14 protein-coding genes are annotated in these 19,193 nt (G+C 65.0%); 8 read left to right on the top strand and 6 right to left on the bottom strand.

Annotated features, from left to right (window positions below; all coding sequences use genetic code 11):
• Together Q0629_RS07555 and Q0629_RS07560 are read right to left on the bottom strand one after the other, a co-directional pair.
• A partial coding sequence (locus Q0629_RS07555) for a sodium/proton-translocating pyrophosphatase (RefSeq protein ID WP_298780972.1) occupies positions 1-712 on the bottom strand: 712 nt, incomplete at its 3' end.
• 256 nt (positions 713-968) lie between these two features.
• Positions 969-2,207, bottom strand: coding sequence for a TMEM43 family protein (locus tag Q0629_RS07560; protein WP_298780907.1), 1,239 nt, complete (start codon positions 2,205-2,207; stop codon positions 969-971).
• A gap of 296 nt (positions 2,208-2,503) precedes the next feature.
• Between Q0629_RS07560 and Q0629_RS07565 the strand changes: the two genes are divergently transcribed.
• Positions 2,504-4,015 carry an IMP dehydrogenase gene (locus Q0629_RS07565; protein ID WP_298780909.1) on the top strand — a complete coding sequence of 504 codons (1,512 nt, stop codon included), beginning with the start codon at positions 2,504-2,506 and terminating at the stop codon, positions 4,013-4,015.
• 62 nt (positions 4,016-4,077) lie between these two features.
• On the opposite strand, the gene Q0629_RS07570 is transcribed toward Q0629_RS07565, so the two are convergent.
• Both Q0629_RS07570 and Q0629_RS07575 read right to left on the bottom strand, forming a co-directional pair.
• Positions 4,078-4,626, bottom strand: coding sequence for a flavin reductase family protein (locus tag Q0629_RS07570; protein ID WP_298780912.1), 549 nt, complete (start codon positions 4,624-4,626; stop codon positions 4,078-4,080).
• Between the two features lie 64 nt (positions 4,627-4,690).
• Positions 4,691-5,335: a histidine phosphatase family protein gene (locus Q0629_RS07575; RefSeq protein ID WP_298780915.1), complete on the bottom strand. Its 645-nt coding sequence runs from the start codon at positions 5,333-5,335 to the stop codon at positions 4,691-4,693.
• A 193-nt stretch (positions 5,336-5,528) separates the two neighbouring features.
• On the opposite strand from Q0629_RS07575, the gene Q0629_RS07580 reads away from it, so the two are divergent.
• Positions 5,529-6,623, top strand: coding sequence for a threonine synthase (locus Q0629_RS07580; RefSeq protein ID WP_298780918.1), 1,095 nt, complete (start codon positions 5,529-5,531; stop codon positions 6,621-6,623).
• Positions 6,624-6,683: 60 nt separating this feature from the next.
• Here the strand turns inward: Q0629_RS07580 and Q0629_RS07585 are convergent, their stop codons facing one another.
• Both Q0629_RS07585 and Q0629_RS07590 read right to left on the bottom strand, forming a co-directional pair.
• Complete coding sequence (locus Q0629_RS07585; RefSeq protein ID WP_298780923.1) at positions 6,684-7,271, bottom strand: LysE family transporter; 588 nt, start codon at positions 7,269-7,271, stop codon at positions 6,684-6,686.
• A gap of 162 nt (positions 7,272-7,433) precedes the next feature.
• Positions 7,434-8,834, bottom strand: coding sequence for a sodium:alanine symporter family protein (locus Q0629_RS07590; RefSeq protein ID WP_298780974.1), 1,401 nt, complete (start codon positions 8,832-8,834; stop codon positions 7,434-7,436).
• A 544-nt stretch (positions 8,835-9,378) separates the two neighbouring features.
• On the opposite strand from Q0629_RS07590, the gene Q0629_RS07595 reads away from it, so the two are divergent.
• From Q0629_RS07595 to Q0629_RS07620, 6 genes are all read left to right on the top strand, one after another.
• A complete protein-coding gene (locus Q0629_RS07595; protein WP_298780925.1) occupies positions 9,379-10,491 on the top strand; it encodes a DUF362 domain-containing protein in 1,113 nt (370 codons plus the stop codon).
• 39 nt (positions 10,492-10,530) lie between these two features.
• Positions 10,531-11,790, top strand: coding sequence for a DNA polymerase IV (locus Q0629_RS07600; protein WP_298780928.1), 1,260 nt, complete (start codon positions 10,531-10,533; stop codon positions 11,788-11,790).
• Between the two features lie 206 nt (positions 11,791-11,996).
• Entirely contained in the window at positions 11,997-12,968 is a 972-nt protein-coding gene (locus Q0629_RS07605) for a TAXI family TRAP transporter solute-binding subunit (protein ID WP_298780931.1), read from the top strand.
• Positions 12,969-13,090: 122 nt separating this feature from the next.
• A complete protein-coding gene (locus Q0629_RS07610) occupies positions 13,091-15,097 on the top strand; it encodes a TRAP transporter permease (RefSeq protein ID WP_298780933.1) in 2,007 nt (668 codons plus the stop codon).
• A gap of 140 nt (positions 15,098-15,237) precedes the next feature.
• Complete coding sequence (locus Q0629_RS07615) at positions 15,238-16,239, top strand: type I phosphomannose isomerase catalytic subunit (RefSeq protein WP_298780935.1); 1,002 nt, start codon at positions 15,238-15,240, stop codon at positions 16,237-16,239.
• A 150-nt stretch (positions 16,240-16,389) separates the two neighbouring features.
• Positions 16,390-19,176, top strand: coding sequence for an EAL domain-containing protein (locus Q0629_RS07620; protein ID WP_298780936.1), 2,787 nt, complete (start codon positions 16,390-16,392; stop codon positions 19,174-19,176).
• Positions 19,177-19,193: the final 17 nt, after the last annotated feature.

The raw sequence follows: 19,193 nt of genomic DNA on the forward strand, positions 1-19,193 counted from the left end.
GCCCGATGGCCATGGCCGCAAGGATCGAGTTGACGTAGGACTCGAAGAGGTCCGCGCCCATGCCGGCGATGTCGCCCACGTTGTCGCCCACGTTGTCCGCGATGACGGCCGGGTTACGTGGGTCGTCCTCCGGGATGCCGGCCTCCACCTTGCCCACCAGGTCGGCGCCCACGTCGGCCGCCTTGGTGTAGATGCCGCCGCCCACGCGGGCAAAGAGGGCGATGCTGCTCGCGCCCATGCCGAAGGCCGTCAGGACGTTCACGTCGTTCAGGAAGAGGTAGGCGACGGCCAGCCCGATCAGGCCCAGGCCCACGACCACCATGCCCACGATGCTGCCGCCCGAAAAGGCGACTTCAAGGGCGCCGCCCGCCGCGTTGTCCTTCGAGTTGTCCGACGCCGCATAGGCGGTGCGCCCGTTGGCCTGAGTGGCCACGTGCATTCCGATGTAGCCCGCCCCCGCGCTGCAGAGGGCCCCCAGCACGAAGGCAAAGGCCTGCCCCACGCCAAGGAGAATCCCCAGGAGCACCGCAACGACCCCTACGAAAGGAGCCAGCCAGGAGTACTCCTTCCTGAGGAACGCCATCGCTCCCCCGTGAATGATGCCCGCAAGCTCTGCAATCCTATCGTTTTTGATGGAGCTCTCCGAGAGCTTTTGAAAGACCGTCCAGGCGTAAGCGCCGCCAAGGAGACCAAAGACCAGAGTGATGAACACAAGAACCAGCCACACAGCGAAAAACCTCCCACCTTGATTTTTTGGACGATTTCGGACGCCAACACGAAGGGCGGCGCCCCTTCCTCCCGGTGCGTCGATCCCTTCGTGGCGTCCAAAACTTCCTACTGTAGAAGATTATAGCGTATTCAGGGGGAAATCAAGGGCAAAATATCAACAAGACGGCAAGCTGAAGAAAGAAAGGGGCCGTCCTTGCGGACGGCCCCATCACCTGCACTCGACGACCGCACGCCCCGCTCTACGCGGCCCGCCTGCGCCCGCGGATAAAGGTCAGGACGAGGAAGACGACGGCAGCCGCCAGGAGGGAACCGGACAGGAGCGGGCGGAAGCGCACCCACGCCACGGCGATGACGACGAAGGACCAGGCGAGCCCCAACAGAAGGGACACCAGGCCGATCCCCGCGCCCACGAGGCTCTCCAGGATGGGGAGGACCCCCACCAGGACGGCCAGGGGGCTCAGCACGGTGCGCAGTCCCGCGATGACGACGACGATTCCAACGATGCGGAGGATCCAGGCCATGGTGCTGTTCTCGCTCTTGGCATCCTCGAACATCTTCTCCATGCTGGCCTTCCCCATGGCCAGGCGGCTGAAGGTGTAGCCGTTCGAGGCAACGTACTCTTCAAAGGTGTCGTACATCACCTTCGCGATGATGGAAACGTCCGTGGGGGGCGTGCGCCGGAACGTGACGCGCACGTCGCCGATCTTGGGCGTGCCGGGGTTCTGACCGATGTAGATGGTGCTGCCCGCCACGTGGACCAGGGCGTCCGCGGAAACGGGGGCTTCGAGGTAGCGCCTCGCGTAGAGGTCCGAAACGTGAATGGCCACCGCGATGGCCTGAAGGTCCACGCTCTCCGGCGAGAGCGCCATGGGCACGGCCCCGCCGATCCGATGCACGAGGAAGGGCGGCAGCTTGTAGGCACCGAAGGAAACGTTCTGAGCATAGAGTTCCTCGTCCTCGAAGTCGGCCAGCGTGTCGTTGGGGCCCATGTCGTTCCTGCTCAAGGGCTGGGCCGTGCTGTACATGGGGTCGTGGAAGGCCGAGGAGTCGATGGGGCTCGCAACCCACTCCCGGCTGTAGGTGTAGGTGGTGACGGTCTCCTCGCCGCCTCCCAGCTTCTTGCGCGTCTCGCTCTTCTCGTGCTCCGTCCACTGGTAGTACTCCACCTCGCGCGAGAGGGCGATGGCCGTCGTCGACACGCCGAACGCCGGGTCCGTCAACACGTCCGTCGTGTCCGCCCTGCCCATGGCGTGGACGACCTTGCCCTCCAGCGCCGGGTCCACCGTGCTGATGTCCGCCACGTCCTGCGTCTGCACCATGGCCTCGCCGATCGCCCCGGCCGTCTTGTAGGTGCGCCCCTCGTTCCACCAGAGCAGCCACGACCCCAAGAGGATCAGGACAAGCCCTGTCGCAACCCCCTTAAACGCCCCGCCGAGGCGCTCGCCCCAGCTCGTGTTCTTCGTCTCCGTGTACGCCATGCCGCAAAGTCCTCCTTAAAAAAGATTTTAAGATTCGGCTTCCAAGACAGGCCGCCTGAAATATAGCACAGAACAATGCGGGACGGAAGCGTCCGAGGCGGCGCGAAGGGGCGGTCTTCGGGGTGGTTTTTTTAACCCGACCGCGCCCGCGCCTTTTGAAATTTCCGGCCGGAATGTTAGAATGTCCAGATACGTTCCCTGCCGTCCGACCGACGGGAGGCAGGAGAACCCCTGAGAACGCCGCCCCTCTGGGGGCGATATTTTTATATAAAATTCAAATATAAGGAGAGCTGAGAATGGCATTTTTTTACGAGGAGCCGTCGCACACCTTTTCCGAGTACCTCCTGGTCCCCTCCTACTCCTCTGCGGAGTGCATCCCCGCAAACGTTTCCCTGCGGACGCCCCTGTGCCGCTTCCGCAGGGGGGAGGAGCCGCCCGTTTCGCTGAACGTTCCCCTGACCTCCGCAGTGATGCAGTCGGTCTCCGACGACCGCATGGCCGTCGCGCTGGCCAGGGAGGGAGGGCTGTCCTTCATCTTCTGCTCGCAGCCCGTCGAGAGCGAGGCGGAGATGGTGCGGCGCGTCAAGCGCTACAAGGCCGGCTTCGTGGCGAACGACTCCTCCATCGGGCCAGACGAAACGCTGGCCGACATCCTGGCGCTGAAGGACCGGACGGGGCACACCACCGTGGCGGTGACCCACGACGGCAGCCTGACGGGCAGGCTCTTGGGCATCGTCACGAGCCGCGACTACCGCGTCAGCCGCATGGACCTATCCGCCCCCGTGCGCGACTTTATGACGCCCATCGACAAGCTCGTCTTTGCGCGGGACGGCCTGACGCTCAGCGAGGCGAATGACATCCTGTGGGAGCACAAGCTGAACGCCCTGCCCGTGGTGAACAACGAGGGCAACATGGTGGCCTTCGTGTTCCGCAAGGACTACGACATGCACAAGGAGAACCCCCTGGAGCTCCTGGACGCCCAGAAGCGCTACGCCGTGGGGGCGGGCATCAACACGCGGGACTACGAGGAGCGCGTGCCGGCCCTGGTGGAGGCCGGGGCGGACGTGCTGTGCATCGACTCGTCCGAGGGCTTCACGGAGTGGCAGCGCCGGACGCTGGCCTGGATTCGGAGCCGGTACGGCGAGGCCGTCAAGGTGGGCGGCGGCAACGTGGTGGACGCGGAGGGCTTTCGCTTCCTGGCCGAGGCCGGAGCGGACTTCGTGAAGGTGGGCATCGGCGGCGGGTCCATCTGCATCACGCGGGAGGCCAAGGGCATCGGGCGCGGTCAGGCAACGGCCGTCATCGAGGTGGCCCGCGCCAGAGACCGGTACTTCGAGGAAACGGGCATCTACGTGCCCATCTGCTCCGACGGCGGGATCGTGCTGGACTACCACATCACGCTGGCGCTGGCCATGGGCGCGGACTTCTGCATGCTGGGGCGTTACTTCGCCCGCTTCGACGAGAGCCCCACGAACCGCGTGATGGTGAACGGCAACTACGTCAAGGAGTACTGGGGCGAGGGTTCGTCCCGCGCGCGCAACTGGCAGCGCTACGACTCCGGGGACTCGGCGTCCATAAAGCTGTCCTTTGAGGAGGGCGTGGACTCCTACGTGCCCTACGCGGGCACGCTGCGCGAGAACGTGACGGAGACGCTCAGCAAGATCCGCTCCACGTTCTGCAACTGCGGCGCCCTCTCCATGGCGGAGATGCGGCACAAGGCGAAGCTGACGCTGGTGTCGCCGGTGACGCTGGTGGAGGGCGGCGCCCACGACGTCATCCTCAAGGAAGCTGTCAAGAGGGCGAAGTAGGCAAGCGAAGGGGCTCCGCGGTATTCGGCCGCGAAGCCCCCACTACTCCTCCCGTTGCGTATTCAACGCTCGCCGTGAAAGGAATGACCTCTGCCCAGGATGACGCCGGTACGCAGGTAGCCATAGGTGGGGTACTCGAAGAGCACGGGCTTCAGGGTGCGGTAACTAACCTTGCCCTCCTCGTTCAGGTGGTTCTCGTTCACGAAGGTGTCCGAGATGGTGCAGATGAAGCTCTCGAAGCCCTCCGTCCTGTAGACGTCCACGACGCAACACTCCATCGTGAGGGGCGACGCCTCGATCATGGGCGTCCCCCCCGGCCCCATGGAGCACTCGAACACGCCGGACTTATCGACCTCCGCGCCGCTGACGGATCCAACGTAGTCCGCCTTGGACAGCATGGCCTCCTCCACCACGTTGAGGGAGAGCTTTCCCTCCGCCCGGATGCAGCCGTTGATGAAGTGCGCCGCCGCCAGGCTGACGAGCACGCGGTCGTGTCCGATCACCCCGACGTTGCCGACCAGCGTCCAGGTGGGCTTGTCCCCGTTCATCGCCCCCACGACGACCAGAGGCGTCGGGTACAGCGCCAGCAGGGGACCGACGTTCTTCTTCACCTTCAATCCCTCCATTCAAAGTTTCAAAACCTTGCCCGCAGGCGCAAGGCGGGCTTCCGCGTCCCTACAGGCTCTTCGACAAAAAGCTCTCGAACCCGCAGCCCAGGTGACTGACGTCCCCCAGAAGGCTCAGCTGCGGGCCGTCGTCGCCGAAATCCAGACAGGACACGCCGCAGTTGGGGATTCGGATTCGCCAATAGCTCGTGAGCGGCAGGCCGATATAGTGGCAAATCAGCACCTTCCCCACGGCGTCGTGCGTCGCGAGCAGCACGTTGCCCTCGTACTTCCCCAACGCGAGGCGCTCCAGCGCCTCCACGGCCCGGCGCCCGACGTCGGCCAGCGACTCCCCTCCCGTCCCCGGCATCGTGACCCGCTGCGGATCGGTGCGCCAGAGCTTCAGCAGGTCCCCGTCCCTTCGGGCCACCTCGTCCGTCGTCACGCCCTCCCACGCACCGTGGTTGATCTCCTGAAAGCCGTCATCGACGACGAGGGCGTCGCAGTCCGCCGCCTCGAAGATGCGCTCCCCCGTCACGCGGGCGCGGGACAGGGGGCTGGTGAGGACGGCGGCCAAGGGGTAACCCCGAAAGCGCTCGGCCACCCGGTCCGCCTGGAGCAACCCCGCCTCGTTTAGGGGGACGTCGAGCTGCCCCTGAAACCGGCCCTCCCGGTTCCACGCCGTTTCGCCATGCCGCACGATGAAAAGCCTCATCGCTTGCGTCACACTCCCCCGTTTTTCCATTTTTCCGTCCGGCGTCCGGACGTTCCGCCAAGCGCCCTTGCACCAAGGGGCGCTATCGTCCCCTCGCGCCCGGTGATATCATAAATATCATAAACAACGCACGGCAGGGTCGTCGAGGACGCTCTGCATCACACACATCATACATCAAAACAAGGAGGACGCCATGAAGTTCATCTGTTCACGGTGCGGCAAGGAGGAGAGCGCAGCAACCCGAAAGCCCCACTGCAGCTGCGGCGGCCTGTGGGACCTGGCCTGGCAGCCACCCCGTTTTTCCCTGTCCAGGGTGGACCGCAGTCGGTGGAGCCTGTTCCGCTATCGGGAGTTTATCGCGCTGGAGGACGAGAGCTGGCAGGCTGTGACCCTGGGCGAGGGCATGACGCCCGTGGTCCCACTGGATGGGGACACCCTCCTCAAGATGGAGTACTTCATGCCCACGCTGTCGTTCAAGGACCGAGGCGCCGCCGCGCTGGTCGCGCACTGCCGGGCCATCGGCGCGGAGAGCGTCGTTCAGGACAGCAGCGGCAACGCGGGGAACGCCGTGGCGGCCTACTGTGCCCGCGCGGGCATCCGATGCGAGATATTCGTCCCGGAGGGCACATCGCCCAGGAAGGTCGACATGATCCGCTCCCACGGGGCGGTCTGCACCATCGTCCCCGGCGGACGGGACCACTGTGCGGAGGTCTGCCGGGCCAAGGTGGAGCGGGAGGGCATCTTCTACGCCAACCACGTCTGCAACCCCTTCTTCTACGAGGGGACGAAGACGTACGTCTACGAGGTCTACGAGCAGTTGGGGCACATTCCGGAGAACCTCATCATCCCCGTCGGCAACGGGACGCTGTTCCTTGGGGCCATCCGCGCCCTGGAGCACCTGCTGGAGAGCGGCGCCATCCCCCGGATGCCCCAGATCCTCGCGGTGCAGAGCGAGCGCTGCGACCCGCTACTCCGCGCTGCGGAGCAGGGACGGGAGGAGCCGGCGGAGGTCGTCCCATCGCCCACGATGGCGGAGGGCATCGCGATCGGCAAGCCCCTGCGGGGACGCGAGATCCTGGCCCTTGGCAAAAAGCACGGCGTCCACTTCATCCACGCCCCGGAGGAGAGGATACTGGACGCGCGCAAGGCCCTGGCGCGGCAGGGCATCTACTGCGAGCACACGGCGGCGGCAAACTACGCGGCCTGCCTTGAGTACCGCCGGCAGCACGGGATGACGGGGGAGTGCCTGCTGCCGATGTGCGGCGCGGGCCTGAAGTCCGACCACTGACTTTCAGAAATGAAATACTGAAATCATAGAGGGGGCCGTTCTCGATGGAGCAGCCCCCTTTCACAGCGCCAGGCCCACCGCGCAGAGCGCGAGGAGCGCAGCCATCGCGATGTTGACCGCCATCCTATAGTCGGCGAAGACGCGGCGCAGCGCGACGCCGGCGAAGATCCACGCCAGGTTGCAGATCGGACCGGTGAAGGGAAGGAAGAGCCCGACGGCGAGGAGCGTCCTGAACGAGCGGGTGTGCGGCAGCACGTAGGCGGAGAGCGCGGTGACGCAGAAGACGATGACCTTCACGTTGGTGAGCTGGACCAGGAGCCCCGTCGTGAAGTTGCAGGACTCCCTGCACTCCCCCCGTGAGTCGTCGTCGCTCCTCAACATCTGGAACGCCAGCCACAGGATGTACGCCGCGCCGATGTAGGACAGGACCTTGACGTATCGATGCAGGACCGTGCCCAGGAAAAACGTCACGAACACCGCCCCCATGGCGTCCAGGAAGAAGCCCACGAAGAGCCCGCGCCACTGTCGAAGGGCGCACTCCCGCCCATATTTCAGCGCGGCGGCCAGCGAACAGAGGTTGGCCGGCCCCGGCGTGATGCCCGTGATGAAACAGTAAAAAAGGAACGACGGAACAAGCGACAAAGGCATTCTGCACACTCCTTCGCGGCGTTTAAAGAGGCTTTACGATCCCGTGAGGGTTCAGGCATGGACTGCCCACAACCGAGCGAAGGACGCGGGATGGCCGCGTCCTTCGCTCATGCCGTCTTTAGACAATTATAGCGTAAGACCTGTCCAGAAAGCCCCAAGGGCCTACTTCACCTCGCCCCGTTTCTTCTTCGCGTCGTAGTCCTTCACGACCCGGCGCAGCGTGAGGGAGAGGATGAGCAGCCCCACGAGGTTGGGCAGCGCCATGAGCCCGTTCAGGGTGTCCGAGATATCCCAGATCTGATTCAGGAAGACGTTGCCCGCGGAGCCGAACAGCTGCGCGCCGGACGCACCCAGCAGGATCATAGCGATCCACAGCACCTTCATGATGGGCTTGAACCAGACGCCGAACAGGTAGGTGACGGCCGTCTCCGCGTACCAGTACCAGCCCAGGATCGTGGTGAAGGCGAAGAGCAAGAGGGCGATCGACAGGACGTAGCGGCCCAGCCCCATGCCCAGGGCGTTCTCAAAGGCCTGCAGCGTCAACTGGGCGCCCGTGAGCTCCGGGGAGCCCGTCAGCGTGCCGGTCGTTAGGATGACCAGGGAGGTCATGGTGCAGATCACGATCGTGTCCACGAAGACCTCAAATATCCCGTAGAAACCCTGCTGAACAGGGTGCTCCACGTGCGCAGTGGCGTGGACCATAGGGGCGGAGCCCATGCCCGCCTCGTTGGAGAAGACGCCTCGCGCGATCCCCTTCTGAACGGCCTCCTTGACGCACCAGCCGGCCAGCGCTCCGGGCACCGTTTCGCCAGGGTTCTCAAACGCCAGCTTAAAAACGGTGGCAACCGCTTCCGGGATGTGGGCGGCGTTCATAACCAGGACGACGATCGACGTGATGATGTAGAAGACGGCCATGACGGGGACCAGATACGTCGTGACCAGGGAGAGGCTCTGCAGCCCCCCGATGATGACCAGCCCCACCAGCACAGCGATCGCGATGCCGCTGTACAGGTGGTCGACGCCGAAGCCCATCGACAGGCCCTCCGCCGCGGAGTTGGCCTGCGTGGCCGCGCCAATGCCGAAGGACGCGAGGAAGGCGAAGACGGCGAAGATCACCGCGAGCCACTTCTGCCCCGCGCCGTGCTCCAGGATGTACATCGTGCCCCCGCGCCAGTCGCCGTGGGCGTCCTTCTGCCGGAAGTGGACGGCCAGGGTAACCTCGGCGAACTTGGTGCACATGCCGAAGAAGGCGGAGATCAGCATCCAGACGAGCGCACCGGGACCGCCCAGGTGCAGGGCCGTCGCCACGCCGGCAATGTTGCCCGTGCCCACCGTCGCGGCCATGGCCGTCGCCATCGCGGCAAAGGAAGAGATCGACTTGTCGGCCTCGTTGGCACCCCGCGCGGACGTGAACACCTCCTTCATGGCCACCACGAAGTAGCGTATCTGCGGAAGCCCCAGCAGGAGCGTGAGGTAGATGCCCGTGCCCACCAGGAGGATCAGCACGGGGGCGCCCCAGACGAAACGGTTGACTACGTCGTTCACCTTCATGATGGCGTCCATCACGGACGTTCCAGCAGCTACGTCGGCAGAAATCGGGTTCATGATTCCATCTCCTTTTTCAAGATTACAAGATTAACTGCTGTTTTGAATATTTAGCCGTTATTGAAGCCCAAAAAAATTCCCGCCTCCCCTCCTGCTTCCGGCCTCCGTGCAAGAGCGAACCGTCCGGGCCGTCCCCGCCTTGGACGTTTACGTCTGCGTTCGCCTATCATACCACACCCCGCTCCATTTAAGCACGAATCTTCTAAAAATATTCTCGCCTCCGCTTCAAAGCGTTCACGGTTTCGGCGTTTCGGGTTATAATCAACCGCGAGAGCAACGATAAGACTTTCGGTCAATTCGTACCAGGCGGAGGAGGGCGGCAGGCGCAACAGGCCGCGGGCCGGGGCGAAACTCCATTCAATTTTCAGGAAGCGACGACGAGCGTCCGCGGGACACCATGCCTGCGGGGGCTGGCCGGCGTCTTCTTCGAGCGCGGCGCGGCAACGCGCCGAAAGGGCCGCCGCGGCATCGGGCGACCGAATCCTTCTGGGGGGAAAACATCATGAACGCATCAAAGGTATTCTTCACGGACATGCACACGACGCCTGAGGAGAACCTGCTGCAGAAGCTGAAGCGCCTGATGAAGGCCGCAGGGTTTGAGGCCCTGCCCTTCAAGGGCGGCAGGTTCGCCGCGGTGAAGGTGCACTTCGGCGAGCCGGGGAACCTGGCCTTTCTGCGGCCGAACTACGCCCGCGTCGTCTGCGACTACGTCGTTCAACTGGGCGGGCGCCCCTTCGTGACGGACTGCAACACGCTCTACGTCGGAGGACGCCGGAACGCACTGGACCACCTGGACAGCGCCTACGCCAACGGCTACAACCCCTTCGCCACAGGGGTCCACACCATCATCGCGGACGGCCTGCGTGGGCTGGACGAGCGGTTGGTCCCGCTTGAGGGCTGCACCTACGTCAAGGAGGCCAAGATAGGCTCGGCCATCATGGACGCGGACGTCATCATCTCCCTCTCCCACTTCAAGGGGCACGAGCTGACGGGCTTCGGCGGCGCGCTGAAGAACGTGGGCATGGGCTGCGGCTCCCGCGCCGGTAAGATGGAGATGCACAGCGCGGGTAAGCCCCACGTGGAACAGGAGAAGTGCATCTGCTGCGGCCGGTGCGTGCGCATTTGCGCTCACGACGCGCCCCACGTGACGCCGGGCAAGGGCGCCTCCATCGACCACGACCGATGCGTGGGCTGCGGCCGGTGCATCGGAGCCTGCCCGACGGACGCCGTCGTCCCGGACTACGACGAGGCCTTCGACATCACCAACTGCAAGATGGCGGAGTACACCAAGGCCGTCATCCAGGGCCGTCCCCACTTTCACATCAGCCTGGTCGTCGACGTGTCCCCCTTCTGCGACTGCCACGCGGAGAACGACATCCCCATCGTGCCGGACGTGGGAATGTTCGCCTCCCTCGACCCCGTGGCGCTGGACCGCGCCTGCGCCGACGCCGTAAACCGCCAGCCCGCCGTCGAAGGGAGCCTGCTGGCCAAAAACGGCCACGCCCACCACGACCACTTCACCGACGTGTCGCCGGACACGCACTGGATATCCGCCCTCGAGCACGGCGAAAAGATCGGCATCGGCACGATGAACTACGAGCTGATACAGATTTAATCCAAAATTGGCTCCGGTCGTGAAGGGACTTTCCAAACCATGAGCCGAGCGAGGGGGGCGCCACGGGAGCGCCTGATCTTTCACGTGGACGTCAACAGCGCCTTTCTGTCCTGGGAGGCGGCCCGCCGCGTCCGCGAGGGAGGGGCCGACCTGCGCCTCATCCCCTCCGCTGTGGGGGGAGCCCCGGAGGATCGGACCTGCGTCATCCTGGCGAAGTCCATCCCCGCAAAGCGGTTCGGCGTCCGGACGGGGGAGCCCGTTTCCATGGCGCTGCGCAAGTGCCCAAAACTCGTCCTGGCCCCGCCGGACTTCAGGCTTTACGACCGATGCTCCTGCGCCCTCATGGACGTCTGCCGCCAGTTCTCCCCTGCCGTCGAGAGGTTCTCCATCGACGAGTGCTTCCTGGACATGACGGGGACGGGCCTTCTGTACCCGGACCCGCTGGACGCGGCCTACGCCCTGAAGGACCGGATACGGGACGAGCTGGGCTTCACGGTGAACGTCGGCGTCAGCTCCAACAAGTTCCTCGCCAAGGCGGCCAGTGACTTCGAGAAGCCGGACCGCGTCCACACGCTGTGGCCCGGCGACCTGGAGGAGCGGCTGTGGCCCCTCCCCGTGGGAGAGCTCTTCTCCGTGGGCCAGGCCACGGCCGCGCGCCTCACGGGAGCGGGGATCCGCACGATCGGTGATCTGGCCCGCGCGGACCTGAAGCGCCTTCAGGCCATCGCCGGCACAAGCATGGGTCGCCGCCTCCACCGCTACGCGACCGGCGAGGACGACTCGCCGGTGCTGGCGGATCCCGCGGAGGCGAAGGGATACAGCATCTCCACGACCTTTCGGGAGGACCTGACGGAGATGAGCGCGGCGCGTCTCGTGCTCCTGGACCTGGCCGACTCCGTCACCGCCCGCATGAGGGCCGACGAGAAACGGGCGGGCGGCGTCTCCGTGACGATGCGCTCCAGCGACTTTCGCGACCGCTCGCACCAGACGCGCCTGATCGAACCCACGGACGTTACGGACGAGGTCTGCGAGACCGCCCAGCGCCTCCTGGCGGAGGCGTGGAACGGGCGGACGCCCCTGAGGCTCCTGGGGATCGCGCTGACCCACCTGACGAGCGAAGACGCCCTGCAGCTCTCGCTCTTCAGCGACGAGCGCAGGGAGAGGGCGCGCCGCATGGACAAAGCCGTGGACGCGCTGCGTCGGGACCTGGGTTTCGACATCATCCGGCGCGGCGGTGGCGCGGACGTGGGGCGCAAGTATCGGGCGCAGTTGGAGAATCGGAGGGAGCATCGCCCCTGACGCTGCCTCAATTCCTTCAGCGCGAGGATGAGGACGCCTTGACATCGCCTCGCCAAAATGATTAAAATGTTCTATAATTTCTGCGGAAGGATGACGACAGCATTTCCACCCTGCGCTTCAAGCAGTGGCGGGTCGGTGCCCCTCATCGGCAGGAGCCGAACGAGGGGACGATAAGGACACTTTAATTTTTTATGGAGGGATGAAACATGAGGAAGCTGGCTTTGGTAATGGTCCTGGCGTTGCTCTCCGCCGGCGTGGCAGTCGCCGCGGAGAAGGGTGGTATGCCGGGAGGCGGGACGCTGACCTTCACCACGGGAGGCGCCCAGGGGACGTACTACGGCTTCGGCGGCGTCCTGGCGGGCAAGGTGGGCGAGACCACCAGCACCACGGTCACGGCCATCACGTCCGGCGGCTCCCAGGCCAACGTCGAGGCCATGGACGCCGGGGACGCTCAACTGGGCTTCGTGCAGACGGACGTCGGCGCCTACGCCTACAACGGCACGCGCCTCTTCGAGAAGCAGGGCAAGGTCGAGGGCTTCTCCACCGTCGCGAACCTCTACATGGAGCAGGTGCAGATCATCACGCTAAACCCGGACATCAAGACCGTGGCCGACCTGAAGGGGAAGAACGTCTCGGTCGGCGCGGCGGGCAGCGGTGTGTTCTTCAACGCCGTGGACGTGCTGAACGCTTACGGCCTCGACGTCGAGAAGGACATCAAGCCGACATACCAGTCCTTCGGGGACAGCGTCGACGCGCTGCAGGACGGCAAGATCGACGCTGCCTTCATCGTGGCCGGTGCCCCCACGACGGCCGTCACCTCCCTGGCGGCCACGAAGAAGGTCAGCCTCGTCAGCCTTGACGACGAGCACGTCGAGGCGCTCCTGAAGGCCTCCCCCTACTACAGCAAGAACGTCATCAAGAAGGACGTCTACAACACGGACGACGACATCTCCACCGTGGCCGTTGGGGCCGTGGTCATCGCCCGCGACGACGTGTCCGAGGCGGACGTCTACAACTTCCTGTACGGCGTGTTCGAAAACCTGGATTCCATCAAGGCCGCCCACGCGAAGGGCGCGGAGCTGAACCTCGAATTCGCCGCGTCCTACAGCGCCGTGCCCTACCACCCCGGCGCGGTGAAGTACTTTGCGGAGAAGGGGCTCACGGTCAAGGGCAAGTAGCCTCACGAACCGCAACCCGTAACTGCAGCGGCTGTGGCTGGCGATACGCGCCACAGCCGCTTTTATGGGCCTTGCCGGTTCGATTTTACACCTAAAAATTTATCGAAGGGGGATCGTCTCTTATGGACTCCAACCGAAGGGACAGCGCGCCGCAGGCCGATGTCGGCACGATGCAGGACGTCGAGGCGGTGATGAAGAAGTACGACAGGGAGTCCAACGTCCGCCTCTGGGAGGGCGCGCCGAAGCAGGCCGTCCGCCTGCTGACCGCGGCGTTCTCGCTCTACTGCGTCTGGGTAACCCTCTACAGCACGGCCATGCCGGAGATACGGCTGAACGTCTTTCTGGGGCTCATCCTCACCATCGGCTACCTGAACTACCCCATCAAAAAGGGGGTCGCGCGGGTCAACCACTTCCCGTGGTACGACGCGCTCATCCTGCTGGCGGGCATCGTCCCGCTCTTCTATTTCGCGTGGAACGCCAAGAGCATCATCGAGATGGCGCTGCGCGTCACCAACCCCCGGAACCCGGACTACCCGTTCTACGCGACCATGGCCGTCCTGGCCATCCTCTCCACCATGGAGCTCTGCCGCCGCTGCGTGGGCATCCCCATCCTGTGCGTGGTGGGGGGCCTCATGGTCTACGCCTTCAGCACCGTCCGCTTCGGCAAGGTGCTCTACGACCTCTACTACTCCACGGGCGACGGCCTGCGCAGCACGCCCATCGTGGTCTGCGCGCAGTACATCGTCGTGTTCATCCTCTTCGGGGCCTTCCTGGAGCGCACGGGCATCTCCGCGTTCTTCATCGACCTGGCCAACGCGGTGGCGGGAGCCTCCGCTGGAGGGCCGGCAAAGGTGGCCGTCATCTCCTCCGCGCTCTGCGGCATGGTGTCCGGCTCCTCGGTGGGCAACACGGTCACGACGGGCTCCGTCACCATCCCTATGATGAAGCGGACGGGCTACAAGCCGGAGTTCGCGGGCGCCGTGGAGGCCGCCGCATCCACGGGCGGACAGATCATGCCCCCCATCATGGGCGCCGCGGCGTTCCTGATGGCGGAGTACATGGGCATCCCCTACGCGCAGGTGGCGCTGAAGGCCATCCTGCCCGCGGTGCTGTACTTCGCAGGCATTTACATCGCCGTGCACCTCGAGGCGAAGAAGCTGGGGCTGAAGGGTATCCCGCGGGAGGAGCTGCCGCGGGTCCTATCTCTGCTGCCCAAGGTGTACCTGCTCCTGCCCCTCGTCGTCTTGGTGGTCATGGTGTCCCTCAACCTGAAGACCATGCAGTTCTCCGCGACGGTGGCCATCGGCATCGCCATCCTGGTGGGGCTCGTCAACCCGGATGAGCGGCTGACCCCGACGAAGTTCATCGATGCCCTCGAGGCGGGCGGCAAGGGCACCATCACCGTGGCCGTGGCCTGCGCCATGGCGGGCCTCGTGGCGGGCTGCATCACCTCCACGGGCCTGGCCTCCCGGCTCATCACCATGGTGGTCAACATATCGGGCGGGCACGCCTTCATCGCGCTGGTCCTCACCATGGTCTGCTGCATCATCCTGGGCATGGGCGTCCCCACCACGGCCAACTACTGCATCATGGCGGCCACCTGCGCCCCCATCCTGATGTCCCCGGAGATCGGCATTCCCAAGATATGCGCCCACTTCTTCGTCTTCTACTTCGGCATCGTCGCGGACATCACACCCCCCGTCGCCCTGGCGGCCTACGCGGGCTCGGCCATCGCCAAGGCGCCCCCCATGAGGACGGCCGTCAACGCCACCAAGCTGGCCATCGCGGCCTTCATCGTGCCCTACATCTTCGCCTTCAGCCCCTCCATGCTCTTCGAGGACCTCCATCCCCTCCTTCAGATCGCGGGCGCGGGAGCGTTCCTCAACCATGCCCTGACCTTCGCCGAGGTGGCCGTCATCTGCGTCACCGCGCTCCTCGGCATCTTCGGCGTGGCCGCGGCCCTGAACGGCTACCTGTTCCGCCCGCTCAACCCCGCCTTCCGGCTCCTCATGGCCGCAGGAGGGCTCGCCATGATGGTCCCCGGCACGACTTCGGACGCCGTCGGCCTGGTGGTCCTGTGCGCCGTGTGCGCGATCCAGTGGAGCCGAAGCCGACGCGCCACAGCGTAGGCTCGTCCCGCACGCGCCCCGTTCGGCGAACGCGCAGAATGGTGGCGTACAAAGTGGTACAATTCAGGCGAGGTCGCTCGGGCCTCGCCTGAATTGTACTGGCGCGCCGGCGGCATGGAGCGGAGGAAGGAGTGTCGACGATGGGACCCTTTGCGGTGGAGCCCGCGTGCAAGGATTACCTTTGGGGTGGGACGCGGCTGAGGGACGAGTGGGGGCTGGGTGGCGGGATGCCCCGCGTGGCCGAGAGCTGGTCCCTCTCGGCGCACCCGGACGGGGACGGCAGGGTCTTGAACGGCCCCTGCGCCGGGATGACCCTGTCCTCGGCCCTGCGACAGCACCCGCAGCTCGCGTCGCCGGACGCACCGGACGCGCCCTTCCCCCTGATGGTGAAGCTCATCGACGCGGCCCTGCCCCTCTCCATCCAGGTACACCCTGACGACGCCTACGCCGCGCAGCACCACGAGGGGGAGAGGGGCAAGACCGAGATGTGGTACGTCCTCGACCGGACGCCGGGGGCCTTCCTCTACCTGGGCTTCCGGCGCGGGGTGCCTCGCGGAGAGGTCGAGCGCCGCGCCCGCGACGGGACCCTGCCGGAGCTCCTCAGGCGGATCGAGGTCCAGCCCAGGGACGCCTTCTTCATCCCGGCGGGGACCGTCCACGCCATCGGGGGCGGCATCCTGCTGGCGGAAGTGCAGCAGAGCTCCAACCTCACCTACCGCCTCTTCGACTACGGGCGCCTCGGCCCCGACGGCAGGCCGCGCCCCCTCCACCTGGAGAGGGCCCTGGACGTCGCGCACCTGGCGCCCGCCGACCCCACGCCTCCGGGCGCCCGCCCCTGGCAGGACCTCTCGGGCGGACGGCTTCGCGTCCTGGCGGACTGCCCGGCGTTCCGGAGCGGGGTCCTGAGGCTTTCAGGCGCCTGTACGATCCCAGCTCAGGGGCGTTTTCTCTCCCTCCTGTGCCTGGCGGGGGAAGCCTCCCTGTCGGGGGAGGAGGGGGTCCTTGCCGTGAGCCGGGGCACCAGCCTCCTGATCCCAGCCGGTAGCCCCGCCTGCCGTATCGAGGGAAGCGCCGAGTTCCTCCTCACGTCGGCTGGTGAAAGCCGTCCCGAAAACTTCACAATCGACGACATTAATGTATAATGATCTGGACTTAGTCTTTTGGACGCTTTAGAGGCGTTCTGCGTTTCGACGAGCCCGCCCCTGCTGCGACAAAGGGCATCTCAGGGCCGCGTCAGGCCGCCTGCAGAATGTGGGGGCAAGAGGTTGCACAGCTTCAAGGGAGGAAACGACATGCGGCTGCAGAAAAGGCTTTTTGCGATGGTCATGGGGATCCAGCTCATCTTCATCCTCCTCATGAGCATCACGACAAACTATAGAACCATGCAGGCCTTTACCTCCATAGAGCAGCGCTTCTTCACCCTGCAGATGTCGGGCGCGCAAAAAGCCGTCAACAACGAGTCCCACTCCCTCCAGAACTCGATCTCCGACTGGGGCGCGTGGGACCGCATGTACGCCTTCATGGAAACGAAGGACGTTTCGCGCTTCGAGGAGCTCCTGAACGGCAGCATCCTGCGGGCCCTGAACATCGACTTCATCGCCGTGCTGGACACGGACCTGAAGCCCATCGTCGCCTATCGGGTGGACGAGATCGGAAACGAGCTTCCCCTCGACGACGAGATGCTGGACACCCTCCACCGCTCGGCGGAGAAGATGCGCGCCGCCCAGAGCATCGACGCCATGACGCCGGACGTCTTCGACCCCGAAGAGTCCGCCTCTCCAAGCTCGGACCTCCTGAAGCTGGGGGACGACGTCTTCCTGTTCAAGAGCGCTCAGATCCTGACCACGGACTGGGGCGGCCCGGCGCGCGGCATGGTGGTGGCGGGCCGAAACTTCAACCGGGTCTTGGAGGACGTTTCCTCCTCCCTGGGGGCGCCCTGTCAGTTCCTTCCCGTTTCCTCCGACGCCGCCAACCCGACAGGGGTGGCCAGCGAGGACCAGCCCCTCGTCATCGTCACGCGCGAGGACAACACGGCCTTCGTTCAACAGCCGGGGCGCCCCATCCTGGGGACGGACACCCCCTACGCCCTGGCCTTCGTCATGCCGCGCGACATCTACGCCGAGGGACAGAGGGCCATGTACAACTCCTACGTGTGGCTCTTCTACAGCGGCATCAGCCTCGCCATCCTGATGGTCTACTTTCTGTCCCGGGTCATCCTGAAACGACTGAACACTATGCGGGGCGTCTTCACCCGCATCATCCACGAGGTCAACTTCGATCTGCGCTTCACGGTCACCCGCCAGGACGAGATCGGCGACTTCGCAGGGTCCGTCAACGTGCTGCTGGACACCCTGGAGCACGTCATCATGCAGATCCCCGACGCGCTGATCATCAACGACGCCTCGGGGCGGGTGGTGTTTCTGAACCTCGAAGCGCGGAGGCTCCTGAACCGGATGAGCTTCTCCCGCGAAACGGACACGATCTTCGTGAAGGACATCCTGAGCCGGACGGAGAGCAAGTTGCTCGGCCCCACGAGCGACCAGTTCGTCTACGAGGGGGTGTTCCGCCGGGAGGACGGCTCCACCGTCCCCGTCGAGCTCCACAAGAACACGCTGTCCCTGGGGCCGCAGCGGGTGGTCCTCTACCTGGCGCGGGACCTGACGGAGCGGCACAACCTGGCCGCCCGCATCGACTGGAACGACCATCACGACGCCTACACCGGACTGCCGAACCGCAAGTCCTTCGTCGATACGCTGAACAGGCTGCTGAAGGCGGACAACACCATCTTTGGCAAGAGCAGCGCACAGACGACTCCCCAGCCCCTCACGCTGGTGATCATCAACATGGACCACTTCAAGAGCATCAACGCCGAGGTCACCAACACGGGAGGGGACATCATCCTCGCCGTCATCGCCGAGCGCATCAAGAACGCGTTGGAGGAGCGCGGCGCCCTATTCCGCACCAGCGGCGACGAGTTCTCCATCCTCTTCACGAAGGACGAGGACGGAAAGATGATCTCCCCGGAGGAGCTGGTGACCCTCCTGAGCAAGATCCGGGATGACGTTTCCCTGCCCTGTCAGATGGGCGAGAGGGTGGTGCACCCCTCCGCCAGCATGGGCGTCCTGTTCGACGCTCTGAGCTACGACAACTCCTCCCTCATCATCGAGAAGGCCACCACGGCCCTGAAGGCCGCCAAAGGTGCCGGCCTGGGCCTCATCACGATCTACAAGGAGAAGGAGGACGGCGGCGAGGTGGACGCCTCCTTCGCCGCAAACATCCTGCGGATGCGCTACGAGATCCGGGAGGGCATCGAGCAGGAGCAGTTCATCCCCTACTTCCAGCCCGTCTATGACATCAAAGAACGGCGGCTCAGCGGATTTGAAACCCTGGTGCGCTGGCAGCACCCGACCCGAGGCTTCCTCACCCCCTACCACTTCGTGCCCTACGCGGAGCGCATCGGCGTCATCGGCGAGATCGACCGCCACATGATGCAGTGCGCCATGAAGGCCATCGCAGACTCCCCAGCCCCCTACTACTTCTCCGCGAACGGCTCCTCAAACCTGATGCAGCAGGCCAACGCCGCGGACCTGATCTACGAGATGCTCGACAGGGCCAAGATCGACTCCTCCCGTTTCGTGACGGAGGTGACGGAGAGCGTCCTCATCGACAACCTGACGGGCGTGCAAAAGGCTTTGAAAAAGCTGGGGACGCGGAACGTCCGGATTTTCCTGGACGACTTCGGCACGGGATACTCCTCCCTGGAGTACCTCCACGCCCTGCCCTTCAACTGCATCAAGCTGGACCAGTCCTTCGTCCGACGCGTCTTCGACTCCGAGCAGGACGCCAAGATGCTGCACGCCATCATCAACCTGGCCAACGCGCTGGAGATGGACACCATCGCGGAGGGCGTCGAAACGGAGGAACAGCTCGTGTGGCTGGGGGAGGCGGGGTGCCGGAAGGCCCAGGGCTACTTCTTCGCCAAGCCCCTCCCGTGGGTGGAGGCCGATGCGCTCATCAAGAGGGAATACGCGCGGCTTCTGGCGGACGAGGCTGCAGCAGGAGGAAAGAGCGCGGAATAAAGACCGGAGAAGGGCTG

The organism is uncultured Fretibacterium sp. (genome assembly GCF_938030725.1).
Lineage (GTDB): Bacteria > Synergistota > Synergistia > Synergistales > Aminobacteriaceae > Fretibacterium.

Bases quoted from the DNA above. Each gene is read 5' to 3' on its own strand.
- Q0629_RS07560 (WP_298780907.1), bottom strand. From the start codon at position 2,207: ATGGCGTACACGGAGACGAAGAACACGAGCTGGGGCGAGCGCCTCGGC.
- Q0629_RS07565 (WP_298780909.1), top strand. From the start codon at position 2,504: ATGGCATTTTTTTACGAGGAGCCGTCGCACACCTTTTCCGAGTACCTC.
- Q0629_RS07575 (WP_298780915.1), bottom strand. From the start codon at position 5,335: ATGAGGCTTTTCATCGTGCGGCATGGCGAAACGGCGTGGAACCGGGAG.
- Q0629_RS07580 (WP_298780918.1), top strand. From the start codon at position 5,529: ATGAAGTTCATCTGTTCACGGTGCGGCAAGGAGGAGAGCGCAGCAACC.
- Q0629_RS07585 (WP_298780923.1), bottom strand. From the start codon at position 7,271: ATGCCTTTGTCGCTTGTTCCGTCGTTCCTTTTTTACTGTTTCATCACG.
- Q0629_RS07590 (WP_298780974.1), bottom strand. From the start codon at position 8,834: ATGGACGCCATCATGAAGGTGAACGACGTAGTCAACCGTTTCGTCTGG.
- Q0629_RS07595 (WP_298780925.1), top strand. From the start codon at position 9,379: ATGAACGCATCAAAGGTATTCTTCACGGACATGCACACGACGCCTGAG.
- Q0629_RS07600 (WP_298780928.1), top strand. From the start codon at position 10,531: ATGAGCCGAGCGAGGGGGGCGCCACGGGAGCGCCTGATCTTTCACGTG.
- Q0629_RS07605 (WP_298780931.1), top strand. From the start codon at position 11,997: ATGAGGAAGCTGGCTTTGGTAATGGTCCTGGCGTTGCTCTCCGCCGGC.
- Q0629_RS07610 (WP_298780933.1), top strand. From the start codon at position 13,091: ATGGACTCCAACCGAAGGGACAGCGCGCCGCAGGCCGATGTCGGCACG.
- Q0629_RS07615 (WP_298780935.1), top strand. From the start codon at position 15,238: ATGGGACCCTTTGCGGTGGAGCCCGCGTGCAAGGATTACCTTTGGGGT.
- Q0629_RS07620 (WP_298780936.1), top strand. From the start codon at position 16,390: ATGCGGCTGCAGAAAAGGCTTTTTGCGATGGTCATGGGGATCCAGCTC.